We start from the raw sequence: 20,009 nt of genomic DNA, 5'->3' as shown, positions 1-20,009 counted from the left end.
TCACCACCTCCACCATCACCATCTCCACGGGGCGCTTGGGCACGGGGCGGGAGCGCGAGGCGCCCTCCCCCAGCGCCCAGAAGCCGCCGACGTGAATCCCCAGCGACACGAGCAGGAAGGCGCCCACCACGGCCAGCGAACGGTCGTGTGAGGGCGTCGGACTGTTGTCGAGGACCGCCTGACTCATGTGCTGATGCCTCGCTTCAGGGGGTCGCGGGGGCGGCCGCGGGGGCCACGTCCTTCTCGATGTTGAGCGCGAACTTCGCGATGCCCTGGCCCTTCACCACGTCGATGAGCCGCATGACACGGCCGTAGGGCAGCGACTGGTCGGCGCTGATGATGGCGCGCGTCTCCTTGTCCTTGGCCACCGCCTCGGCGACCTTCGCCTCCAGCTCCTTCTCGGTCATCTCGGTGCCGTCGAAGAAGAACTTGCCCTCCTTGTCCAGCACCACGTTGACCAGGCCCTGCACCGTCTCACCGCCGTTGGCGGCTCGGGGCAGGTCCACCTCCACCGTCTCGCGGACGATGAAGTTGGCCGTCACCATGAAGATGATGAGCAGCACCAACACCACGTCCACCAGCGGGGTGACGTTGATGCCAGTGATTTCGTCGTCGTTGTCCTGCGCGCCGCCCGCCATGGCCTAACGGGCCTCCGAGCGGAGACTGCCCACCAGCGCGTGGCCCAAAGCGTTGGCGCGGCTGGTGAGCGTCTTGAGCTGACGGCTGAAGACGTTGAAGGCCACCACCGCCGGAATCGCCACCGCCAGACCCACGGCCGTGGCGACGAGCGCTTCGGAGATGCCGGCCATGACGGTCTGCTGCATGGCCCCGCCGCCGCCCTGGGCGTTCATCTTCCCCAGGTCATTGAAGGCCTTGATGATGCCCAGCACCGTGCCGAACAGGCCGATGAACGGCGCGTTGTTGCCCAGCGTGCCCAGGAACGACAGGAAGCGCTCGTAGCGCGGGCGCTCACGCGACAGGGTGGAGGCAATCACCTGCTCCACCGTGTCCGCGCCCTGGTTGGCGCACGCCAGCCCTTCGCGCAGGATGGCGGCCTCCATGCCCTGACGCCCCTGGATGGCGGCCTTCACCGCGTCCAGCTCACCGCGCGACAGCCGCACCGCCAGCGCCTCCGAGCCCGGCAACCGGTGACGGGCGAAGTACACCGTGCGCTCCAGCATGATGGCGATGGAGAGCACCGACAGGCACACCAGCACCCACAGCACCCACTCCGCGGAAGTGAGCGTCACCCCCAGCAGCTTGGTGCTGAGCCACCCCAGTTGCTCCGGGTGGGCCTGGGCGAAAACGGCGATGGACGGCATGGTGTCTTTCCCCTCGTGAAGCACGTTGGCGCGACCAGAACACCGGGCCCGAATTGAAGTGTCACCTGGTGGTCGGTTTTTTTCCGGGCCCCTCTGACGGCGAGGGGTCAGAATGCGCGCCATGCGAGGAAAAACGGTGGTCGTCACGGGCGCCTCGGCGGGCATTGGCGAGGCGCTGGCGGTGGTGCTGGCCGGACGCGGCGCCAACCTGGTGCTGGCGGCGCGAAACGAGGAAGCGCTCCAGCGAGTGAAGGCCCGGTGCGAGTCGGCCGGCGGGCGCGCGGTGGTGGTGCCCACGGATGTAGGCGACGCGGAGGCCTGCCGCCACCTGGTGGAGCGCGCGGTGGAGGCGTTCGGCGGCGTCGACGTGCTGGTCAACAACGCGGGCGTGACGATGGACGCGCGCGTGGACGAGGTGAAGGACCTGTCCCTCTTCGACCGGCTGATACGCATCAACTACCTGGGCGCGGTGTACTGCACCCACCACGCCCTGCCCCACATCAAGGCCCGGCGCGGGCTGGTGGTGGCCGTGTCCTCCCTCACGGGCAAGACGGGCGTGCCCAATCGCAGCGGCTACGCGGCCAGCAAGCACGCCATGCACGGCTTCTTCGACTCGCTGCGCATCGAGCTGCGCGGCACCGGCGTGGACGTGACGGTGGTGTGCCCCGGCTTCGTCGCCACCAACATCCGCGACAGCGCGCTGGGCGCGGACGGCCAGCCCGTGCGGCAGAGCAAGCACGACGAGAGCGCGGGCAACATGGACGTGGACACCTGCGTGGCCATCATCCTGCGCGCCATGGAGCGCCGCGAGCGCGAGGTGGTGATGACCACCAAGGCCCGCGTCGCCCAGCTCCTCAAGCTGGTGGCCCCGGGCGTGGTGGACCGCATCGCCGCGAAGACCATCCAGGACCGGCGGCGCTGATTCGCGCGGCTCAGGCGGCCGGCGGAGGCGTGGCCGGCCGCTCCACGCGCGTCAACAGCCCGGTGATTCCCTCGAAGGAGGCGTTGCCCACCTGGTGCAGGCCGAAGCCCCAGAGGAAGGCCGTCATGCCCGCGCCGAAACCGCCCCATGTGGGCGAGAAGACATTGAGCAACTGAAGCCCCAGCGCCACCGCCACCGTGGTGAGCAGCGCCAGCACGCCCAGCTCCACCAGCCACATGTGACGCGGCGACGGCAGCGGCATGCCCTCGAAGTCGCCCAGCGCGGGCGCCCCTCCGGCGGGCGCCTCCGGCAGCGCGAGGATGCTACCGCCGCTGGGCGCGGTGGGAGGAGGCATGGAGGGCGCCCCGTCTCCCCCGTCGTCCGACGCGAGCGATTCCAGGTGGAAGCTCTTCGCCATCCGCTGGGACTGGCTGGCGGAGACGAACCGGACGCGCGCCTCCCCGTACTTCCCCGCGGCCTCGTGCGACGACTCCGCCACCAGGAGCCCCATGGCTTCGCGCAGGAGCGCCTCCACCTCGTCGAGCGCCTGCGTCTGCGCCTCGGACTCACTGACGTTCCGCGCCTCGTCCACCGCGCCGCGCAGCTCCACGATGAGCTGGCGCACATAGGCGGCGTGCGCGCCCTGGTACATGCGGACGGCATCATCCACGCTGGTGTTCGCGCGCTCGCGGGCCCTCTCCAGCAGGGTGTTCACCTGCCGGGTGAGGGCATCCCACTCCTCCTCCGTGAAGCCTCGCGGCGGCGTACGGGACGCCAGGGCCGCGGACAGCTCCTCGCAGAGGATGTCGAAGTACGAGCGGCGAGCGAACTCCAACTGGCGCCGGGCGGCGTCCAGCGCGCCCCGCGCCAGCTCCTCGCGCACGGTCGACAGCAGGGACAGCAGCTCGTACTTGAGCCGGAAGCCCAGCGAATCCTCACCGTGCTGCGCCACCAGCGTCCGCGCCTGACGGTCGATGTCCTGCAACCGCGCCTCCAGCCCGGCGCGCGCCAGTCCGTCCACGTCCAGCTCCCGCACCTTGGCGGCGAGGCGGTCCAACTGCTCGGTGGCGGTGTCCTCCGCGCGCAGCGCGCCTTCCACTTCCGCCAGCAACTGGCTCGCCTGCTCCGGACGCAGCTCGGCCGGGAGCGCGTCCAGCTTGCGTGACGCGTCACACCACGCGCCATACAGCCGGAGACGCGGCTCCAGCGCGGTCAGGTCCCCGTCGCGCACGCGGATGCCTCGCACCGGCCGGCGAATCTCCGACGCGAGCCCGTCCACCTGGCCCAGCATCACCTGCCCCACCTCCCGCGCCCGGGCCCCCTGCCCGCTCACCACGGCCTGGAGCCGGCGGTGCAACTCCATGACCCGCTGCAAGCGCAGCGTCCGGGGCCGGATGCGCTGCGAGTACAGGCGCACGCCGAACGACGACATGGCCCCCGCCGCGATGAGAAACGCGCCCCACATCCAGGGCGAGCTCACCCACAAGGTGAAGGGCTGCTCCACCGGCGTGCCCGAGCGCACGGACAGGCGCACGGTGCCGGTGTACTCGCCCGGACCTTCCAGGCCCCGAAGGTTCAAGAGCAGCGCGCCGCTCCCATGCGCGCTCACGGGAATGCCGCCGTCCACCGACGTGACATCCAGGTTGCCGCCATCCGGCTTCCCGCCCTCCAGCGCGAAGCGCGCGCTCTGGAAGCGCGGCTGGATGAGGGCCGAGTCCATGTCCGGTGCCTTGCGCTGCAGTTGCAGCAACTGGGGCACCGACACGACCCCGCCCACGCCCGCCGTCTCCTTGAACGGCAGCCGCACGGTGGCGTCGATGGAGCCCCAGCCCCAGCCCGCGGACGTCACCGCTGGCGACGTGGCGATGAACTGCACCGCGGGCACCGCCTGCACGCGCGTGACGATGAGCGCGGTGGTCTCCCGCCCTTGCGCGTGTACCAGCACCACGTGGCCCGTGTAGTCCCCCGTGACGGGCAGGCGCCCGGACAGCTCGACGTGGATGGGGCGCCGCGTGGAGATGGGCACCGAGGCGCTCCCGGACTCCGCTTCCTTCACCACGGCCTGCAACGCCACCTGCACGCCGTCCTGGGACTGGAGTGGATCCACCAGCACCGTCACGCCGCCGGGCAGCTCGCCGTCCACGCCTCTCGCCACGCCGCCGGCCACGGCCACGTCGCCGACGCCCTCCGGCGCGCTCAGCAAATCCACACGCAGCACGTGCCGGAAGTCCTCCGACGCTGTCCGCAGCTTCACCTCGTTGCTGGCGGAGGCGCCCGCCACGCGCAGCGCGGGTTCAGCGCCGGCCCTCCAGGGAAGGACGAGCAACAGGAGCAGGGCCGGAAGACGCACGAGCCCCCACGCGGAGTGGGTGACGGCGGGACGGGTGCCAGCGGAACGCATTCACTGACTGTATCAGGCGCCCCCCATGCCTCCACTTCGCGCCCCTACCCCCACCCCAGCTGACTCAACATGCTCCCGGACAGGCTGCCGCGGATGGTGTCGATGGGGATGCCCTCGTTGTGCCCCACCGACACGGACGGGACGCGGGGCCCACCGCTGTGATGCAGCGCGGCCAGCCGCAGGTCCTGGGTGAAGCAGGGTGCCCCCGAGGAGCCCGGCCCCGTACACGCGCGGTACGCCACGCGTGTGCGGCCCGGATTGACGCCCAGGAACTCATCGAGCGCGACGCTCATCGGCTGGCCCGCCGGGTGCTGGACGATGAGCACCAGGCTGCCGGGCGTGAAGGACTCTCGCGAATCGGGCGGCTCCAGCCAGCCTCGGGGCTCCCCGTCGACCAGGTCCTCGCCGGGGACACCCGCCACCTCGAGGAAGGCGTAGTCCAGCTCGCCCGACGTGGCATCGCGCGGACGCGGGTGCATCAGGTCCGCGGGGCTGTAGGGACTGCGCGCCAGACAGCGCGTCACGCGGTACACCGTCCCCGGATGTAGCAGCGTCCCGTCCTGGAGGACCTTGCGGCCGAAGCGCACCCGGAGAGACTCCAGCAGCCTGTTCTCGATGACGTGGAAATTGGTGAGCACGACGCTGGGAGACACCAGGAAGCCGGTGCCCAGCGCCGCGCCCACCTCCGGCTCCACGCGGCACACCTGCCGCTCGATGGAGGTCAGGCGCTTGCGCCAGTGCTCACGCTCGGCGCCCGCCCGGCCGCTGCCGAAGATGCGCTCCAGTCCGACACGGGGGATGCTGCGCTGGACGGACGCGAGATACCCCTGCACGAAGCGTTGGAGGCGAGGGTGCCGGGGCAGGGCCTGGTAGGCGCCGCGAATCAGCTCGCGCAGCCAGCCCTCCGCCTCCGCCATGTGGATGAGCGCGAAGACGCGCTCACGCAGCCCACCGGAGACGCCCAGCGCTTCCAAATCCCTGCGGCAGGTGGCGGCCACGACCCGGCGAAGGTGCTCCACCGAGGCAAACGCGCTCGTCAGCGCCCGCTGTAGCTCGTCCCTCTCCGCGCCGTCGAGCTCCATGCTTGCCACCCACGACGAAACAACCCTGGGAGCGGTTGCGACTCCGTGTTGCTGATGGGAAATCTGTGCATCCCCTGCGTGGGTGCCCAGTTGGGAGCTCGGACTACATTTCTCGAAGGCCCGTGAAGTCACCACGAGTCGACACATAACGCGCCCCCCAGCGCCGGGGCAGTGGCCCGGGGGGCAGGAAGCGCCAGCGACTCCGCCTCAGCGTACGGCCCACGTAGCGGGGGGTACGTAGGACACCAGGTCAGGGCGCGACAGGGTCATCAGCGACGACGCGCCTCCCTGGAGCGTGCCCGCCAGCGTGGGGATGACGCGGAAGCGCGCCTGGAAGGGCTCGCCCGGCCCTCGGGGATGAAGCCGCAGCGTCACCGCGCCATCCTCGCTCTGCCAGGACGCCACCTTCCCTTCGCGCACGAGCGCCTCCAGGCTGGCGGTGTCCACCTGCACGCCCGCGGGCAGCCCGTGGCGAATCACCAGCGGCAGGCCCGACGGCGTGGAGGCCTGGAGCGTCACCTCCGACGGCTGCCCCACCTTCGCGTCCGAGGGCACCTGCACGGACAACTCCAGCCCGGCCTGTGCCTGCCGCGTCCACGGCACCGCGGCGCTCAACGCCAGCGCGAAGCCCAACCCGGGAACCGCGGGCTCCGCGCGCACCGTCCAGGTATGCGCGCCGCCGGAGCCCGGCGCCGCCGCCTCCAGGGACAGCACCTCACGCAGGGCCTTGGCGTCGAAGGTGCCCTCGGTGATGACCTGGCCGTCCCGCTCCAGCACCACCCGCACCTGGGCGGGCAGCGGCTCGCGGAAGAGGGACACCACGGCCTGCAACGCCAGGCGGTTGGCGCGCCCGTTGCCCCAGCCATTCACCGGCTCGTAGCTGGCGAGCAACGCGGCGCCCAGGTCCGCCACGGGCGCCTTCGCGTCGCCCTCCAGGGCCAGCACGGCCAGCGCGGTGGCCTCGGCCTCCGTCGGCGTGCCGCCCGCGGCGTCCACCACGCCCGCCTCCACGGGCAGGAACGCGGCGCCCTCGTCGCGCCGCTGCACGGCGTCCCGCACCTGTTCGCGCAGTGAGTCCCGCAGCGAGCCCGTCACCGCGCCGCTCGCCAGCAGCGCCGCCGCGGTGTAGCCATCCTTGACGTGCGCCCGGTTGCGCTCCAGCGCGCCGGAGGCCCGCGCGGTGAAGAAGGCCGCGCGGCGCTTGCCCTCCGGCGTCACCGCCGCCGCGTTCACCGCGCGCGTGCAGTCCGCGGTGGCCACCAGCAGCCGCTGGAGCGTCCAGCCGTTGCCGCCCTGGCAGGTGCCGTCCGGGAGCTGCGCCGCCGCCACCTGCGCGGCCAGCCGCTCGCCCAGGCGGGCCAGCACGGGGTTGTCCGGATGCGCCAGCGCGCCCTCCGCCAGCAGCGCCGCCGTGGCCACGTCCGGCGCCCGGCTCCACCGCAGCGCGCGCTGGGTCGCCCGCATCAACCCCGCCCGTACCGACTCCACGTCCACTTCACCGGGCTCCGGAGGCACGGGCGCCGTCAGCCGCTGCCCGGGCGTGCTCAGCGCCTTCAGCGCCTCCGCGGATCGCGTCTCGCCCAGCGCGGTCAGGAGCTCCGGCGCGCGGCCTGCCAGCAGCAGCGAATAGCTCACGCCGGCCGCGTCCTCGCGCGCGCCCGCGTTCAGCAACTCCGAGCGCAGCACGCCCAGCCCTCCGGGGAACACCCGCACCCGGACGCGCTCGCTCCCCGGCTGCGCGTCCACAGGCCCGGTGAGCGACAGCGAGCGCGGCGCCGCCAGCGTGCCACCGCGCGCCTCCACCACCGGCCGCCCCGTGGACCACACGGGGAAGTCCCGCACCACCGCGTCGGTGGCGCCCAGCGTCGCGCGCACCGCCACCTGCCCTGGCGTGGCCACCCGCACCGTCACGTACTCCACCACGCTGCCGCGCGCCGGAACGCGCACGGTGCGGCTGCCGCCCTCCACCAGCGCGCCCGGCACCTCCACCTTCAAGGGCGCCTCCACCGCCGCGTCCGTGGTGTTCATCACCTGCACCGGCATCCGCACGGCGTCACCCGCGCGAAGGAAGGCCGGCAGCACCGGGTCCACGTACGTGGGCAGCGTGCCCGTGAAGGACGTCACCGCGCCGGACTGCGCGCCCGAACGCGAGTGCGCCAGCGCCAGCACCCGCCACTGCGTGAGGCGGTCCGGCACGCGCACCGGCACCGTCGCCGCGCCGGACGCGTCCGTCACCACCAGGGGCTCGAAGAGGAACGTCTCCGGGAACCAGGCACGGCTGGGCGTGGCGTCCGCCTCCGCGCCGCCCCCGCCCTTGCGTGCATCATCCTTGACCACGACGGCGCGGGCACTGCGGGGCTCGTTCGCGAACCCGGACATCCCCTCCACTATCCCCCCGATCTCCATCTCCGTCTCCGCCATGACCGGCGGGGGAGCCATCACCGCTTGCACCTCGTCGAACTCGGAGTTCTGTCCACCAAAGGGGCGGAGGCTCTTCGACGCCTGGGGCGCGGGCGCCCCCGCCAGTGCCTCAGCGGATGCGCCGAACAGGCGCCGCACGTTGTCACCGAAGAGCGCCACGAACATGACCAGTCCCACCAGGCTCACCAGGGAGCACCCCACCCCGGCGAAGAACGAGCGATTCATGGCGCCTCCCGGGCAACCCAAGCGTTCCAGTTCTCCACGTCCTCCGGCAGCCGCGTGCCGCTGGACACCACCGCCCGCGGGTCGGTGAGCGCCAGCAGGTCCACGGGCAGCCGCGACAGCTTCAACCGGCGGCCAAAGGCATCCGTCACCTTGTCACCTCGCTTCTCACACGCCGCCAGCGCGCCCTCCCACAGCCGGGCCATGCCCGCGGGGTCCAGCGTCTGCCCCTGCGGCGCCTTCTCCTCCCAGGCGCGCACCTGCGCGTGCAGCTCCGCCAGTACGATGTAGAAGGGGTCGGTCAGCTCCGACTCCGGCTCGAAGACCGTCACCGCGTTCACCGTCACGCGGGGCTCCGTGTGCTCGCGCCGAGGCACATCGCTCACCCGCAGCACCGCCGCCCACGCGGCGTTGGCTCCACGGATGCGGCCCATGGCCAGCGCCTGACCGTCCAGGACACCAAAGGCGGGCGAGGCCACCGTGGGCGCGGGCCGCAGCTGCCCCAGCGCGTCCGGCCCTGGCAGCGGCGCCAGCTGCGCCAACGTCTCATCCACGCCGAAGAGGCCCACCGCCGCCGGACCGTCCCGACCATCCACCCGCGTCTGCAATTGGAGCCGGGCCAGCTCGCCGGGAGCGTAGCGCTGCTTGTCCGGCGTCACCTCCACGGAGAGCTGCGCGCGCGGCGCCACGTACACCCGCCCCTGCGCGCCCTCCCAGTACGTCATCGCCCAGCCCTCGAAGTCCTCGGGCAGCTTGAAGCGGACCGAGCGCGTCGCCTTGTCCACCTTCTCTTCCATTCGTTGGTTGCCCGCCTGGAGCACCAGGGTCTCGGGAAGCGGGCCCTCGAACTGGGGGCCGCGCATCAGCTCGATGCGGACCTCCTCGCCGCCGCGCGCCAGCACGGGCGTGGCGCGCAGGCGCGTGGGTGGCACCTCCGCCGGGCGCAGCACCAGCTTCGTTTCGCCCACGGCCTCTCCCCCCTGCGTGCCGCTCACCTTCAGCTCGTAGCCCAGGAAGGTGGTGGCCTGGGAAACGGCCTGGCGCGCCTTCTCACCCGACGGACGGGCGGTGAGGTGCGCCACGCCCAGGGCGTTGTGCGGATACTCGGGCTCGGACGGCCGGATACGCGCGAAGCGCTCCTGGATGCAGGGCAGGACGGACGCGGCCAGCGCGTTCGGCTGCTTCGGCAGCATCACCCACGTCAGCGACTCCAGGCCCTGCTTCCCCAGCCGCCAGCTCAACGCCGCGGGCAGCGGAGCGTCCATGCTCAGGTCCCGAGGCAGACACGCGCGCGCATCGAGGGCCGCGTCGTCCAGCGCGGCCACCAGCGTCTCAGGGGCGCCAATGGCCGCATCCACCTCCACTGCCAACGCCGGCAGGCCTGGGTCCATGATGCCCAGGCGCACCTGGAAGACCCGCTCACGCCCAGCGGGAAGAAGCACGCGGGTGCGCAACGCCGAGGCCACGCAGGCGGGCAGTGCGCCCCCTCCAGAGACCACGTCCACCACCGCGCCCGCGGCACTCACGCGCAGGCCGAGCGCGACTTCCACCTCTCCATCCTCACGCGTCACGAAGCGCGCACAGGGTTCGAGCGCGGGCAACGCCTTCTCCAGCGCGAGCAGGTCCTCGAGCGAGGCCTCCGTCTCCGGCGCCAGCAGGTTGCGCGTCTGGCCCAGCCTCACCGTGGGCTTGGGCGGCGGCGGGCGCACGGGCATGGGCGGCACCACGACGTTGACGGGAGGCCCGGGGTCGAGCTGGAAGACGGCCACGCCGTCCTCGTCCGTCATCGCGCGCACGCCTTCATCCCGAGGGTCCCAGGCGCGCTTCACCGTCAACTCCGTGCCCGGCAGCACCTGCCCCGCGGCCGTCGTCGCGCGCACGTAGACGCGGTTGTTGAAGCCCGGCGCCAGTCCCCCCTCCACCTCCGTCACCGCCGACACCTGCAACGCGTCCTCGGACAGCAGCAGCGACACGCCGCCTTCGATGCGGTCTCCCGCCGCGTCCCGCGCCACCAGACGCGCCACCAGTTCCGCCTGTCCGCGCAGGTCCATGGGCACGCGCGGCAGCGACAGGCGGAAGCGCCCCGCGGCGTCGGTGCGCGCGCGGTCCGGCAGGCCTCCCGCAAGCCACTCCGTGGGCGCCGGCCAGTCGCCGTGGATGTTCCACGTCAGGCCCACCTCCACGTCGGCCACCGGCGCGCCCGAGGCATACGTCACCTGCCCATCCACCACCGGCACCTCGTCCGCGCGCCAGAATGGCCGGGCGCTGCGCGCCTCCACGCGGAAGCGCGGCAGGGTGAAGGGCTTCACCTCGAAGGACGCCGAGGCCTGCGCCCCGCCGCTCACCCAGCTCACCGTCCAGCGTCCTTGCGGCGCGCCCCGGTCCAGCGGGAAGCGCCCGGCCACCACACCCCAGGGCCCGGCCGGCGCGCGCTCCTCCAGCACCACTTCGCCGGTGGAATCCCGCACCACCCACGTCCCCGGCCGCCCATCCAGCGGCGCCAGGTCCTGGGCCCTCAGCACCACCGCGCGGAAGAGGACCTCGTGGCCCGGCTCGTACAGCGGCCGGTCCGTCAGCACATGCGCCAGGGCATTGGCATACAGCGGCAGCGGCGCGTCCACGGTGTCCGTGCCCAGCGGCGAGGTGACGCGGGCCCGGAGCTGGTAGTCACCGTCCGGTACCTCCGGCAGCGCCACGCGGGCCGCCAGCCCCCGGTCGTCCGGGGTGCGCATCCACTCCGTCCCCTTCGACAGCGGAAGCGGCGTCTCCTTCCCCTCCCCGTCCACCAGGAACACGGCGGCCGTGCCCTTCGTCACCGGGGCCTTCATCATCTGGCCGGATTCCGGGTGCGGCGCCAGCGCATGCGTCATGACCACCACCTGGCCCGTGTCGCCACGCGCCAGGCCGGAGCCATGGACCTCCACCACCTGACGGAACTGTCCATCCGGGCAGCTCGGCACCTTCACCCCTCGCAGGACCCAGGCGGAAAGGCAGACGTCCCAGGAGGCAAAGGCTATCGCGCCCCCTACGAGCAACGCAGCCAGTCCTCCCCCCAGCAGCCGGCGGCGCCGGAAGCGGATTGTCATCGGTTCTCCCCTCCCCTCCACTCTATGCCGGGAGGCCGGGGCCCTGACGAGTCCCCCCGTTCTTCGCGTGGCTCGAGACGGTGCGTTAGGGTCGCCGCTCCTTGCCAGCGCCCAAGCCCAAATCCCGCCTGCCCCAGGATGCGCTTCCCCCGCGCCTGGAATCGCTCCTGGAAACACTGACCGACCGGCACCTCGCGGACCGGCTGGAGCGCGTGCACCGCGCGGCGGCGGTGGCCATCGACCGGCTGGGGCACCTGAGCATCGCGAAGTACGAGCCCACGTCGGTGGAAGCGGACGGCGGCGCGGACCTGTCGCTGTGGGAGACGATGGCGCCCGCCATTGGCGACACGCTGGTGGGCGTCAACCAGCTCGTCAGCGCCGTCCACCAGGAGTTCCCGCCCCCCTCACGCCCGGCCGGGCTCGGCGACGGTGGCTGGGCCCCGCCGCCGGCCAGCTCGGATGAGCGGCTGGCGCAGGAGGTGGAGGCGGTGCTGCACGCCATCGCGGACCGGCTGGCCCGGCGTGTGGCGGAGCTGGGACAGCAGATGCGCCGCCCGGAGGTGGTGAGCGACCGCTGGACGCTGATGGCCGAGCTGCAGGCCTTCCGCGCCGACTTCCGCGTGCGCATCGGCGACCTCGTGTACCTCACCGCCTCGGCCTTCGCCGACGTGCGCCGCGACGAGGTGGTGCCCGGCTACGCCCACCAGGTGGGCGCACGGGCGGCGCTGCGCGCGGCCGCGGCGGACCTGCGCCGCTCCCTGCAAGGCCGGCTGGAGCGCGCGGCGAAGGCGGAGCCCCGCGCGCGCCCCGCGCTGGCGCGGCAGGTGGCGGAGAGCCTGTCCGCCTTCGTGTCCCTCCCCGCGTCAGTGGCGCTGCGCACGCCGCAGAAGCACCAGGTGCTGGAGCTGCGCGCGCGGCTGATGGACACGGCCACCCAGGCGGAGCTCGCGCCGGACGCGCTGCCGGGGCTGGTGGAGCCCTACCTCGCGGCGTTGGAAGAGCAGATGGAAGAGGTGACGCGCACCTGGCTCGTCGTCCACGACCGCGCGGTGTGGGCCTCCTGCGGCGTGAAGCTGGAGCAGGCGGACATGCACCTCACGCTGGGCTCACGGGGCGCGGAGCGCGTGCTGGCGGAGGCGGTGGAGGCGGCGGGCGCGCTCCAGGGCCGCTCGGCGCCCTTCGACGCCTTCCTGCGCAAGGCGCGGCAGGAGGCGGGCGACGGGCTGGAGGAGGCAGGGGCGCGGGAGCTGCTCGGCCGGTTCCAGGAGCGGCTCGCGGCCCTGCCCTTCAGTTGAAGCGGGATTAGGACTTGGTGCCTTCGGCCTTCGCGCCCTCGGGCAGCGCGGGCGACTCAGGCTTCGGCGGGAGGATGCGCAGCTCGTCGTAGCGCGCGGCCAGCGTCTCCGGCGTCATCTCCTCCTGCCACTGCTTGGGGTTGGTGTTCCAGCCGAAGTCGGCCGGCACCTTGCCGCCGCCCTGGCTGGCGTAGCCAATCATGTCCGGGAACTGCTTGGACCAACGGCCCGCGGGGTCCGGCTCCTTGGTGATGAGCTGGCGGTTGGGACGGTGAAGGAAGGGCTTGGGTGCGTCACTCATGGCCCGTAGCCTCTCCGAAAGCAGCCCGCGAGGGTAGAGGGAAGACGCGGAGCCTCAGGCCGCCCGGCGGGTCCGCTTGCGGCGCCCGGTGCTCACCGGCGGCAGCATGCGGGGGCCCATCTCGAACACCGCGGCGAAGAAGCGGGCCTGGGCCTCGCTGCCATACCGGTATCGGCGCACGGCCCCGGCCCACGTCTCCACCTCCACGCCCCAGCCTCGCCGGTCATGGAGGAGCTCCACCCGCAGCACCCCACCCATGCCGCCAGCCTCACCCTGTGCATCCATGCCCCGGGCCCTTGAAATCCCCGTGCCAGGGCGCACACGCGACATCACCGGGTTGCGGTGTCGGCCACCCACCAAAGCGCGGCGGGCCCGTAAGGAATGCAGGAGGGCTCGGCCGCCCGCCTGCCCGCAGGGCCATGCCGTACCGGGGGACACCTCAGGTCGCCTTGTGCCCCACGATTCCTGCGTTAACTCAGAAGCATGACTCAATTCGAGAGCAACACCGGCGAGCGGTTCGCCGAATTCGTCCTCCCCGACGGCTGCGTGCTCTGCGGTGGAGAGGTGACTGTGCGTGCCTCTCAGGCGGGTGCGCACAGCTATTGCCCGCGGTGCCACTGGCTGTCCAAGCCCAGCATGCGCGTGCGCGACAACGGCGTGGAGCTGTCCTTCGCCACCACCGTGCTCGCCTGAGCACGCGCCGCCTCACGGCGGCAACATCGTCTCCGACAGCATCAGCGCCAGCAGGGCCGCCTTCTCGCCCTGTCCGAGGCGCAGCACTTCCTCGGGCAGGGACAGGGAGACGGGGCCCGGCTGGAGCGTCGTCCCAGGCTGGCAGGTGCGCCAGCCTGAATACCCTTCTCCCGTCACGGACAGCGTGTAGCTGCATCCGCCCATGGCGCCAGCGATGGCGAAGGGCGCGATGACGAGGTTCGACGGCTGGCTGGCGAAGTCTCCCTCCAGGCGCAGGCCCGGCTCTGGCGTCCTTTCGAGGACGCGGAGGTTGACGGTGCCCTCCCCCACGCGTCCGAGCAGGTTTCCGCTGGCCCAGCCGACATCCACGTCACTGCCACGCACCTGTCCCACCAGCGCGGCGCCGCGCTGACGCAGCTCGACGCCGGGCCCCCGCACGACGCCGCCCTCATCCAGGGACAGCGCCACCGATTGCGAGCCCGCTTCGAGTCGCAGCGGTCCTCCCGGTCCGGTGACGGAGACCTGTGCCCACGAGGAGGGCGCGAGCGTCAGACACATCACGCCCAGGATTCCGATGACACCTCGTGGCCCTGTTTTGCTCCACGACACATGACACCTGCTTTCGGCGGGTCCTCTGCCCGAAGGTGAGGCTCCGCCGAAGCCGTGGCAGGGCCCGTGGACCTGGCGCGCTCACGCCGGGACTCGCAAGGTCCCGGGAAGCGAGCGCGAGGTCCGTGGCTCAGTGGCCGCCGTAGGTACCGCTCGCGGCGGGCACCACTTCGGGCTCGCGCTCGCGCCTGCGCTCGGACTCATCCCAGGCACGGCCGTCCTCGTATCCCCACTCGTCGACGTCCACCTGGTAGCTGACCTGCGACAGCAGCCGGCCGCGGCACAGCTGCGAGTCCCAGTTGCCCTCCGCCAGCGAGCTGTTGGCGCGGGAGAGCAGCTCGCGCATCACCCACTCCGGGACGATGTCGCGGTCCGCGGGGTACGCGAAGCGGAAGAACATCAAGTGCGCGAGCAGCACCTCCCAGTACCGGTCGAAGCGCGCGAGCAGCCGCGGCCAGTCGAACGTGCGCCCCGTCTTCAGGAGCAGGTGCGTGAGTTCGTGCCCGTCGAAGCGCTCGCGCTCCAGGACGAAGGCCTTGCTCCAATAGATTTCCTCCGCCGGAGGCACCTTGCACGCGCAGTTCAGCAGCCGGGCGCGGACCGCGTGCTCGAACCAGCCGTCGTCGACGACGGTGATGCCATTGCCGGACGCGAAGATGAGGTCCACGAGGAAGTCGTCCCAGAAGGCCTTGTGCAGCCAGCCGTGGACGTTGCTCTGCGTGCTCCATCCATTGCGCGCGAGCACTTCCAATGCGCGGTCCGCGTCGTCCTTGCGGATGAACAGGTCCAGGTCCTTCGTGTCGCGATAGATGCCCGTGTAATGGGCGAACGCGTAGGCGCCGCCGACGAGGAACGGGATTCGTGCGTCAGACAACAATTGGATGGCATAGGCCCGTGCGCCCAGCTCGGCGACCGGCCGCCGAACCTCCATCCGCCGTGGGTCTCCCCCGGGCGCGCCCGAGGCCTTCGGTGGTTGCTCAGCCATGCGCCAAAAATAGGAGCGCGATGCCGGGACGACAGCGGTCCGGCCGCGTGGCAGGCCGTAGGGCGGCCGGGCGGGCGTCAGCGCGCCAGCATCAACATCAGCGGCGCCGTCGCGAAGGACAGCGGAACGCCCACCCCCACCATCAACACCGCCAGGTCCGGGTCCAGGTCATGCTCGGCCGCGAGGATGGCCGCGCTCACCATGGGCCCCATGGCCGACTGCAGCAGCGTGGCCTGCACCACCGTGGGCGCCAGCCCTGGCAAGGCCAGCAGGCCCGCGGCCGTCAGCGCCGGCACCAGCAGCAGCTTGTACGACAGCCCCAGGGCCACCGCGGGCAACCGGGGCTTGATGCCCGACAGGCGCAGCTGCAGGCCAATGGCGAACAGCGCCAGCGGCGTCAGCAGCGCGCCCAGCCGCTCCAGCACTCCGTCCAGCCAGACGGGATAGGCCCAAGGCCGCGTCGCCAACGCCACCACCAGCGCCAGGAACGGGGGGAAGGTGGCCACCTTGCGCGCGAGTTGGCGCGGGGACAGCGGCGTGTCCGCGCCCGCTCGGGCCGCCGCCACCGTGGCCAGCGAGGACAGCACCAGGAAGGAGCCGAGCTGATCCACCACCACCGCCACCGGCAGGCCCCTGGCCCCCAGGAGCGCCTCCGCCATGGGCAGCCCCACGAAGGCGGTGTTGCCCAGCCCCGCAGTCAGCACCAACGCCATGATGGACGGCCTCGACAGCCCCAGCCGGGGCCCCAGCAGCCGGAAGAACGGCCCCGCGCCCAGGTAGTAGAGCCAAGGCACCGAGGCGGCGACCAGGAGCTCCGGCACGAACACCAACTGGTGCATGGCCCGCAGCACCAGCGCGGGCAGCGCCACGTACAACACGAAGGTGTTGAACGCCCCGGCGGAGCCCTCCGGAAACTTCCCGCTGTGCCGGGCCAGGACGCCCAGCACCATACACGCCCCCAACAGCCCGATGACGTTCCCCATGGCGGCCGCAGCGTCTCAGCCCGCCGCGTCGGACTCCAGCAACATGCGGAAAAAGAAACGGGCGGCCTTCCCGTGGGGAAGACCGCCCGTCATTCACTTCACGCCGAAGCCTGGACTACGGCTTGGTGTAGTTGATGGCCAGGTTGAACGTACCGGACGTGTAGCCACGCACCATGATGTACGCGGTGGTCTGGCCCGCGGGCACGGCGATGTCGCACGTCTCGGAAGCGCCGCTGAGGTACGGACGGCAGTTGTACGCGCTCGTGGTGGGGGCCGCGCCAAAGCGGACGTAGAGGTCCGGGTCGCCCGAGCCCGTCATCACGACCTTGAAGTTGGTGCCGGCCTTCACGCTGAAGGGGCCGTAGTTCTGGCTGCCACCCGAGGTCACGGAGCCAGAGCGCGTCTCGCTCGTGGGCGTGCCGCTACCACCGCCCAGGGGCGCCAGGTAGTTGATGGCCAGGCTGAAGCTGGCGGCCGAGTAGCCACGCACCATGATGTACGCGCTGGTCACGCCTTCCGGAACCTCGAGCTCGCAGGTCTCGTTGGCGCCGGCGAGGTACGGACGGCAGGCGTACTCCGTCGTGGTGGGCGCCGCGCCGAAGCGGACGTAGAGGTCCGGGTCACCCGTACCCGTACCCGTCATCACGACCTTGAAGGTCGAGCGGGGAACGACGGTGAAGGGACCGTAGTTGACGTTCGCATTCGCAGCCACCGAGCCCGAGCGGGTCTCCGTGGTGGGAACGCCTTCCGGCGGCGGCGGGGGCGGCGGGGGCGGCTCACCGTTCGGCGTGCCATAGAGCGCCTGGATGCCCTGGATGTCCTTCGCGGTCAGCACCAGGTCGCCGTTCTGGGTGCCGTTGCACTGCGGGTAGTGCATGACGGAGGAACCGTCGTAGGTGGTCAGCGCACGCCAGTTGTTGTCCTCGAAGCACGTGCCGGACTCGGGGCGGGTGTGCTCGTGACGGAAGCCGAGCACGTGGCCCAGCTCGTGGCGGGTGATGCCCTCCAGCGTCCAGACGCCCAGGGGCTGGAAGGAGCTGGGGTCGAACACGACGTTGCGCTGGGCGCGCGCGTCGCCCGGGAAGAACGCGCGCGCCAGGTACTGGCCACCCGCGTTGATGGGGCTCACGTCGAACAGCACGTTGTTGTTGCTGGCGTTGCAGTTGGTGTCCTGCGCGCTCACGTGAATGAACTTCACGTAGCCAGCGGCTTCCCACGCCGCCGTCGCCGAGGCCATCGCCTGGACCATGCGGTTGTAGTTGCTACCGAAGGTGGTGCTCACGCAGTAGGTGAGGTTCAGCTTCTGCGTGTCGCTCCACTTCGCATCCGCCCCGCCCACGCGGTGGACGATGAGCTGCCCGTTCTTGACGTTGTTGTCATAGAACTCGCGCAGGTGCTTCTCGGTCGCGAACGGCGTGTCACCGTCCGCGATGAAGATGCCCGTCTCCGGCTCCTGATACACCTGGGAGAGGAACTCCTCCCACGACATCCCCTGACCGAGCGTCTCCTCGGAAGCGGGGGTGGTGCCATCGCTACCGCCGCAACCGGCGAGCAGCGCCAGGCCCGTGAGGGCGCCGACGAACTTGGACTGTGACATGGACATCCTTGTTGGGATGAGTGGTTCGCAGCGGGTTAAGCAGCCGCCATGCCAGCATCCAAGCCATCGCCGTCATTCAGGTTTTCTGATGGCTCCCTGCTCAACGCGGTGTACCGGGACTCCAAGGCGCCCCGGCCTCTCGTAAACAGGCTTTACGCTTCGCCTTGAAACAGCAGTGCTTCTAAGGGTTTGTCCGTAGGGGAATGACTGACCAAAATCCAGACAGACCGTCCTGAAACAGGACACCCTTCACCGGACGCTCGCATTTGCTCGCCCTGGAAAAAGGCGACATCAGCGGAAGCCCTACAGTCCCACCAGGCTCTCCGGACGATTCAGGCCGCGCGCACGGCCCAGCGGCTGGAGGATGTCCTGCGGCGGCGCGTCCGCGGTGAGCAGGAGCGCGCGCACAGCGGTCTCCACCACGTCCTCGGCACCGGGGCGGACCATGCCGCGGCGGGCATCCTCCACGCGCTTGCCGCGGTAGGTGTCGAAGCGCTCCTTCACGCGGCGGGCAACGTCCGACGCCGCCTTGTCGCCCACCTCCACGCGCAGCTCCAATTCGTTGCGCAGCTGCACCGGGTCCGCGAGCACGCCGTACCGGTCGTAGCCCTTGTGCGCCGTGTCCTCGTGCATCACCGCGTAGTCCTGCGTGTTGGGCGCGGGCACCTGCTGCTCCTTGATGAGGTCCCGCATCACCGCGGTGACGGAGGCCGTCACGGTGAGCCGGTGGAGCTGCACGTCGAACACGAAGTCCGAATACATGGGCTCCTCCACGGTGATGGGCTCACGGAAGGTGGCGTCGCGGTGGCGCTGCACCTGCGTGCGCTGGCCCTCGGACTTGTCCAGCGCCTCCTCCAGCGCCTTCTCCTTCTGCAGGGACGCGGCGGCCTTGGCCACCAGCAGCACCTCCTCGGCGACACACGCCTTGTGGTCGCAGCGTGAGGGGTTGCACTCGCTGGGGAACTGCCCCGGGCCGCTGACCTCGCGCGCGGCCTCGCCGCAATCCTGCAGGGCCTCGCGGCACTGGCGGCGCTCCCGCTCTCGGCAGCGCTCCGCGGCCACGCGCACCATGGACAGCTCCGCCTGCATGCGCAGGTACTCCCGCAGCGCGGCGGCCTGCTTGCGCTCCACGTCCTCCAGGGTGCGCTCGGCCTTCAGGAGCTGGGTCTCGAAGCCGCTGCGGCGCGGGTTGGGCACGGAGCGATTTCCGGCGAGGTAGCGCTGCGTGCGCTGCGACTCCTCCACCACCTGCAGCGGCAGCACCCGCTCCAGTGACAAATCCAGCGTCACGCCTTCGCGGCCCGCCGGGGCCTCCGTCACCACGCGCAGGGGCAGTCGCGTGGGGAGCATCGCCGCCAGCCGGCCGGCCGCCAGCCGCTGCGCCACGTCCGGCGCCCCGGCCCGGTCCTCCACCGGCGAGGCCACCACCAGGAAAGCCACCTCGTCGCGCAGCTTCTGGCGCACGGCCTCGGCCCGCTCCCGCGCCGCGGTGGCGCCCACGCGCTCCTGGTCCGCGCGGACGTAGGCCACCAGCGCGTTGCCCAGCTTGCCTGCCTTCTCCAGGCCCTCCCCCGTGCCGAACCAGCGCCGCGCCCAGGCCACCTGCACGCCGTCCACGCCCCGCTTCGCGGCCGCGTGGTCCGGCGCCACCGACAGCACCGCGTCGAACTCCGTGCGCGCGTCCTGCAACCGTTCCGCCTTCAACGCCACGTTGCCCGCCGCCACGCGCGCATCCAGGGTGGCGCCGAGCAGCTCCCGCGCCGAAACGTTGTCCGCGTTGAGCTCCAGCGCGCGCACCAGGCGCTTCATCGCGCCATCCAGGTCACCGGAGGCATGCACGGCGCGCGCATCCACCAGCACCACCTCGCTCCAGGCCTGGCGCACCTTGCCCAGCTTCACCTTGACCTCGGAGGCATCCGGGTCCGCCGCCAGCGCGCGCAGATAGGCCGCCTCCGCCTCCGCCCACTTCTGCTCCTGGCTGGCGGCGTCTCCCTCCTTCACCGCACGGGAGAAGGCGGAACAGCCGGACAGCGCGAGCACCAGGACCAGGGCCAGGGCCCCCAACCAGGGGTGGGACGAAGAAGGAGGGG

Annotated in this window: 16 protein-coding genes and 1 pseudogene; 3 read left to right on the top strand and 14 right to left on the bottom strand. The window is 71.6% G+C overall.

From position 1 onward, the window contains the following. From HNV26_RS32005 to HNV26_RS31995, 3 genes and pseudogenes are all read right to left on the bottom strand, one after another. A pseudogene (locus HNV26_RS32005) lies at window positions 1-187 on the bottom strand (energy transducer TonB); the annotation flags it as partial. 16 nt (window positions 188-203) lie between these two features. Continuing rightward, window positions 204-638, bottom strand: a complete 435-nt coding sequence (locus tag HNV26_RS32000; protein ID WP_171452936.1) for an ExbD/TolR family protein — start codon at window positions 636-638, stop codon at window positions 204-206. A 3-nt stretch (window positions 639-641) separates the two neighbouring features. After that, window positions 642-1,322, bottom strand: coding sequence for a MotA/TolQ/ExbB proton channel family protein (locus HNV26_RS31995; protein ID WP_171444758.1), 681 nt, complete (start codon window positions 1,320-1,322; stop codon window positions 642-644). Between the two features lie 112 nt (window positions 1,323-1,434). Here HNV26_RS31995 and HNV26_RS31990 point away from each other — a divergent pair, with 112 nt between their 5' ends. After that, on the top strand, window positions 1,435-2,244 hold the full coding sequence (locus tag HNV26_RS31990) for an SDR family oxidoreductase (RefSeq protein ID WP_171444759.1): 810 nt from the start codon (window positions 1,435-1,437) through the stop codon (window positions 2,242-2,244). Window positions 2,245-2,254: 10 nt separating this feature from the next. Here the strand turns inward: HNV26_RS31990 and HNV26_RS31985 are convergent, their stop codons facing one another. From HNV26_RS31985 to HNV26_RS31970, 4 genes are all read right to left on the bottom strand, one after another. Further along, window positions 2,255-4,645: a hypothetical protein gene (locus HNV26_RS31985; RefSeq protein WP_171444760.1), complete on the bottom strand. Its 2,391-nt coding sequence runs from the start codon at window positions 4,643-4,645 to the stop codon at window positions 2,255-2,257. A 44-nt stretch (window positions 4,646-4,689) separates the two neighbouring features. Continuing rightward, window positions 4,690-5,727, bottom strand: a complete 1,038-nt coding sequence (locus tag HNV26_RS31980; RefSeq protein WP_171444761.1) for an effector-associated domain EAD1-containing protein — start codon at window positions 5,725-5,727, stop codon at window positions 4,690-4,692. 207 nt (window positions 5,728-5,934) lie between these two features. Further along, a complete protein-coding gene (locus HNV26_RS31975) occupies window positions 5,935-8,373 on the bottom strand; it encodes an alpha-2-macroglobulin family protein (RefSeq protein ID WP_253817253.1) in 2,439 nt (812 codons plus the stop codon). Then, on the bottom strand, window positions 8,370-11,456 hold the full coding sequence (locus tag HNV26_RS31970; protein ID WP_171444763.1) for an MG2 domain-containing protein: 3,087 nt from the start codon (window positions 11,454-11,456) through the stop codon (window positions 8,370-8,372). The genes HNV26_RS31975 and HNV26_RS31970 overlap by 4 nt, the downstream gene beginning before the upstream one ends. 101 nt (window positions 11,457-11,557) lie before the next feature. Between HNV26_RS31970 and HNV26_RS31965 the strand changes: the two genes are divergently transcribed. Then, window positions 11,558-12,751: a hypothetical protein gene (locus tag HNV26_RS31965; RefSeq protein WP_171444764.1), complete on the top strand. Its 1,194-nt coding sequence runs from the start codon at window positions 11,558-11,560 to the stop codon at window positions 12,749-12,751. Between the two features lie 7 nt (window positions 12,752-12,758). Here the strand turns inward: HNV26_RS31965 and HNV26_RS31960 are convergent, their stop codons facing one another. Together HNV26_RS31960 and HNV26_RS31955 are read right to left on the bottom strand one after the other, a co-directional pair. Beyond that, a complete protein-coding gene (locus HNV26_RS31960; protein WP_171444765.1) occupies window positions 12,759-13,052 on the bottom strand; it encodes a hypothetical protein in 294 nt (97 codons plus the stop codon). Between the two features lie 54 nt (window positions 13,053-13,106). Next, window positions 13,107-13,337, bottom strand: a complete 231-nt coding sequence (locus HNV26_RS31955) for a hypothetical protein (RefSeq protein WP_171444766.1) — start codon at window positions 13,335-13,337, stop codon at window positions 13,107-13,109. 198 nt (window positions 13,338-13,535) lie between these two features. On the opposite strand from HNV26_RS31955, the gene HNV26_RS31950 reads away from it, so the two are divergent. After that, window positions 13,536-13,745 (top strand): hypothetical protein, encoded by a 210-nt coding sequence (locus tag HNV26_RS31950; RefSeq protein ID WP_011550932.1) that lies wholly within the window; start codon window positions 13,536-13,538, stop codon window positions 13,743-13,745. Between the two features lie 12 nt (window positions 13,746-13,757). Here the strand turns inward: HNV26_RS31950 and HNV26_RS31945 are convergent, their stop codons facing one another. The 5 genes from HNV26_RS31945 to traC all read right to left on the bottom strand — a co-directional run. Then, window positions 13,758-14,303, bottom strand: coding sequence for a hypothetical protein (locus HNV26_RS31945; RefSeq protein ID WP_216612920.1), 546 nt, complete (start codon window positions 14,301-14,303; stop codon window positions 13,758-13,760). 181 nt (window positions 14,304-14,484) lie between these two features. Further along, complete coding sequence (locus HNV26_RS31940; RefSeq protein ID WP_436410069.1) at window positions 14,485-15,339, bottom strand: nucleotidyltransferase family protein; 855 nt, start codon at window positions 15,337-15,339, stop codon at window positions 14,485-14,487. Between the two features lie 77 nt (window positions 15,340-15,416). After that, window positions 15,417-16,322 carry an AEC family transporter gene (locus tag HNV26_RS31935; protein ID WP_171444768.1) on the bottom strand — a complete coding sequence of 302 codons (906 nt, stop codon included), beginning with the start codon at window positions 16,320-16,322 and terminating at the stop codon, window positions 15,417-15,419. Window positions 16,323-16,437: 115 nt separating this feature from the next. After that, window positions 16,438-17,925 (bottom strand): M57 family metalloprotease, encoded by a 1,488-nt coding sequence (locus tag HNV26_RS31930; RefSeq protein ID WP_171444769.1) that lies wholly within the window; start codon window positions 17,923-17,925, stop codon window positions 16,438-16,440. A gap of 297 nt (window positions 17,926-18,222) precedes the next feature. Next, window positions 18,223-20,009, bottom strand: a 1,787-nt coding sequence (gene traC / locus HNV26_RS31925) for an outer membrane exchange accessory lipoprotein TraC (RefSeq protein ID WP_171452935.1), incomplete at its 5' end; no start/stop codon positions are given.

The sequence above is a fragment of the Myxococcus xanthus genome (assembly GCF_013116825.1).
In the GTDB taxonomy this organism is placed as follows: domain Bacteria; phylum Myxococcota; class Myxococcia; order Myxococcales; family Myxococcaceae; genus Myxococcus; species Myxococcus xanthus_B.
The sequence above is the reverse complement of the archived record's forward strand: the minus strand, read 5'-3'. Positions and strand labels throughout refer to the sequence as shown.

What these genes read in the sequence shown, in the direction of transcription:
- HNV26_RS31930 (WP_171444769.1), bottom strand. Translation starts at nt 17,925, where the DNA reads ATGTCCATGTCACAGTCCAAGTTCGTCGGCGCCCTCACGGGCCTGGCG.
- HNV26_RS31985 (WP_171444760.1), bottom strand. Translation starts at nt 4,645, where the DNA reads ATGCGTTCCGCTGGCACCCGTCCCGCCGTCACCCACTCCGCGTGGGGG.
- HNV26_RS32000 (WP_171452936.1), bottom strand. Translation starts at nt 638, where the DNA reads ATGGCGGGCGGCGCGCAGGACAACGACGACGAAATCACTGGCATCAAC.
- HNV26_RS31955 (WP_171444766.1), bottom strand. Translation starts at nt 13,337, where the DNA reads ATGGATGCACAGGGTGAGGCTGGCGGCATGGGTGGGGTGCTGCGGGTG.
- HNV26_RS31990 (WP_171444759.1), top strand. Translation starts at nt 1,435, where the DNA reads ATGCGCGCCATGCGAGGAAAAACGGTGGTCGTCACGGGCGCCTCGGCG.
- HNV26_RS31970 (WP_171444763.1), bottom strand. Translation starts at nt 11,456, where the DNA reads ATGACAATCCGCTTCCGGCGCCGCCGGCTGCTGGGGGGAGGACTGGCT.
- HNV26_RS31995 (WP_171444758.1), bottom strand. Translation starts at nt 1,322, where the DNA reads ATGCCGTCCATCGCCGTTTTCGCCCAGGCCCACCCGGAGCAACTGGGG.
- HNV26_RS31940 (WP_436410069.1), bottom strand. Translation starts at nt 15,339, where the DNA reads ATGGCTGAGCAACCACCGAAGGCCTCGGGCGCGCCCGGGGGAGACCCA.
- HNV26_RS31945 (WP_216612920.1), bottom strand. Translation starts at nt 14,303, where the DNA reads ATGTGTCTGACGCTCGCGCCCTCCTCGTGGGCACAGGTCTCCGTCACC.
- HNV26_RS31950 (WP_011550932.1), top strand. Translation starts at nt 13,536, where the DNA reads ATGACTCAATTCGAGAGCAACACCGGCGAGCGGTTCGCCGAATTCGTC.
- HNV26_RS31975 (WP_253817253.1), bottom strand. Translation starts at nt 8,373, where the DNA reads ATGAATCGCTCGTTCTTCGCCGGGGTGGGGTGCTCCCTGGTGAGCCTG.
- HNV26_RS31935 (WP_171444768.1), bottom strand. Translation starts at nt 16,322, where the DNA reads ATGGGGAACGTCATCGGGCTGTTGGGGGCGTGTATGGTGCTGGGCGTC.
- HNV26_RS31960 (WP_171444765.1), bottom strand. Translation starts at nt 13,052, where the DNA reads ATGAGTGACGCACCCAAGCCCTTCCTTCACCGTCCCAACCGCCAGCTC.
- HNV26_RS31980 (WP_171444761.1), bottom strand. Translation starts at nt 5,727, where the DNA reads ATGGAGCTCGACGGCGCGGAGAGGGACGAGCTACAGCGGGCGCTGACG.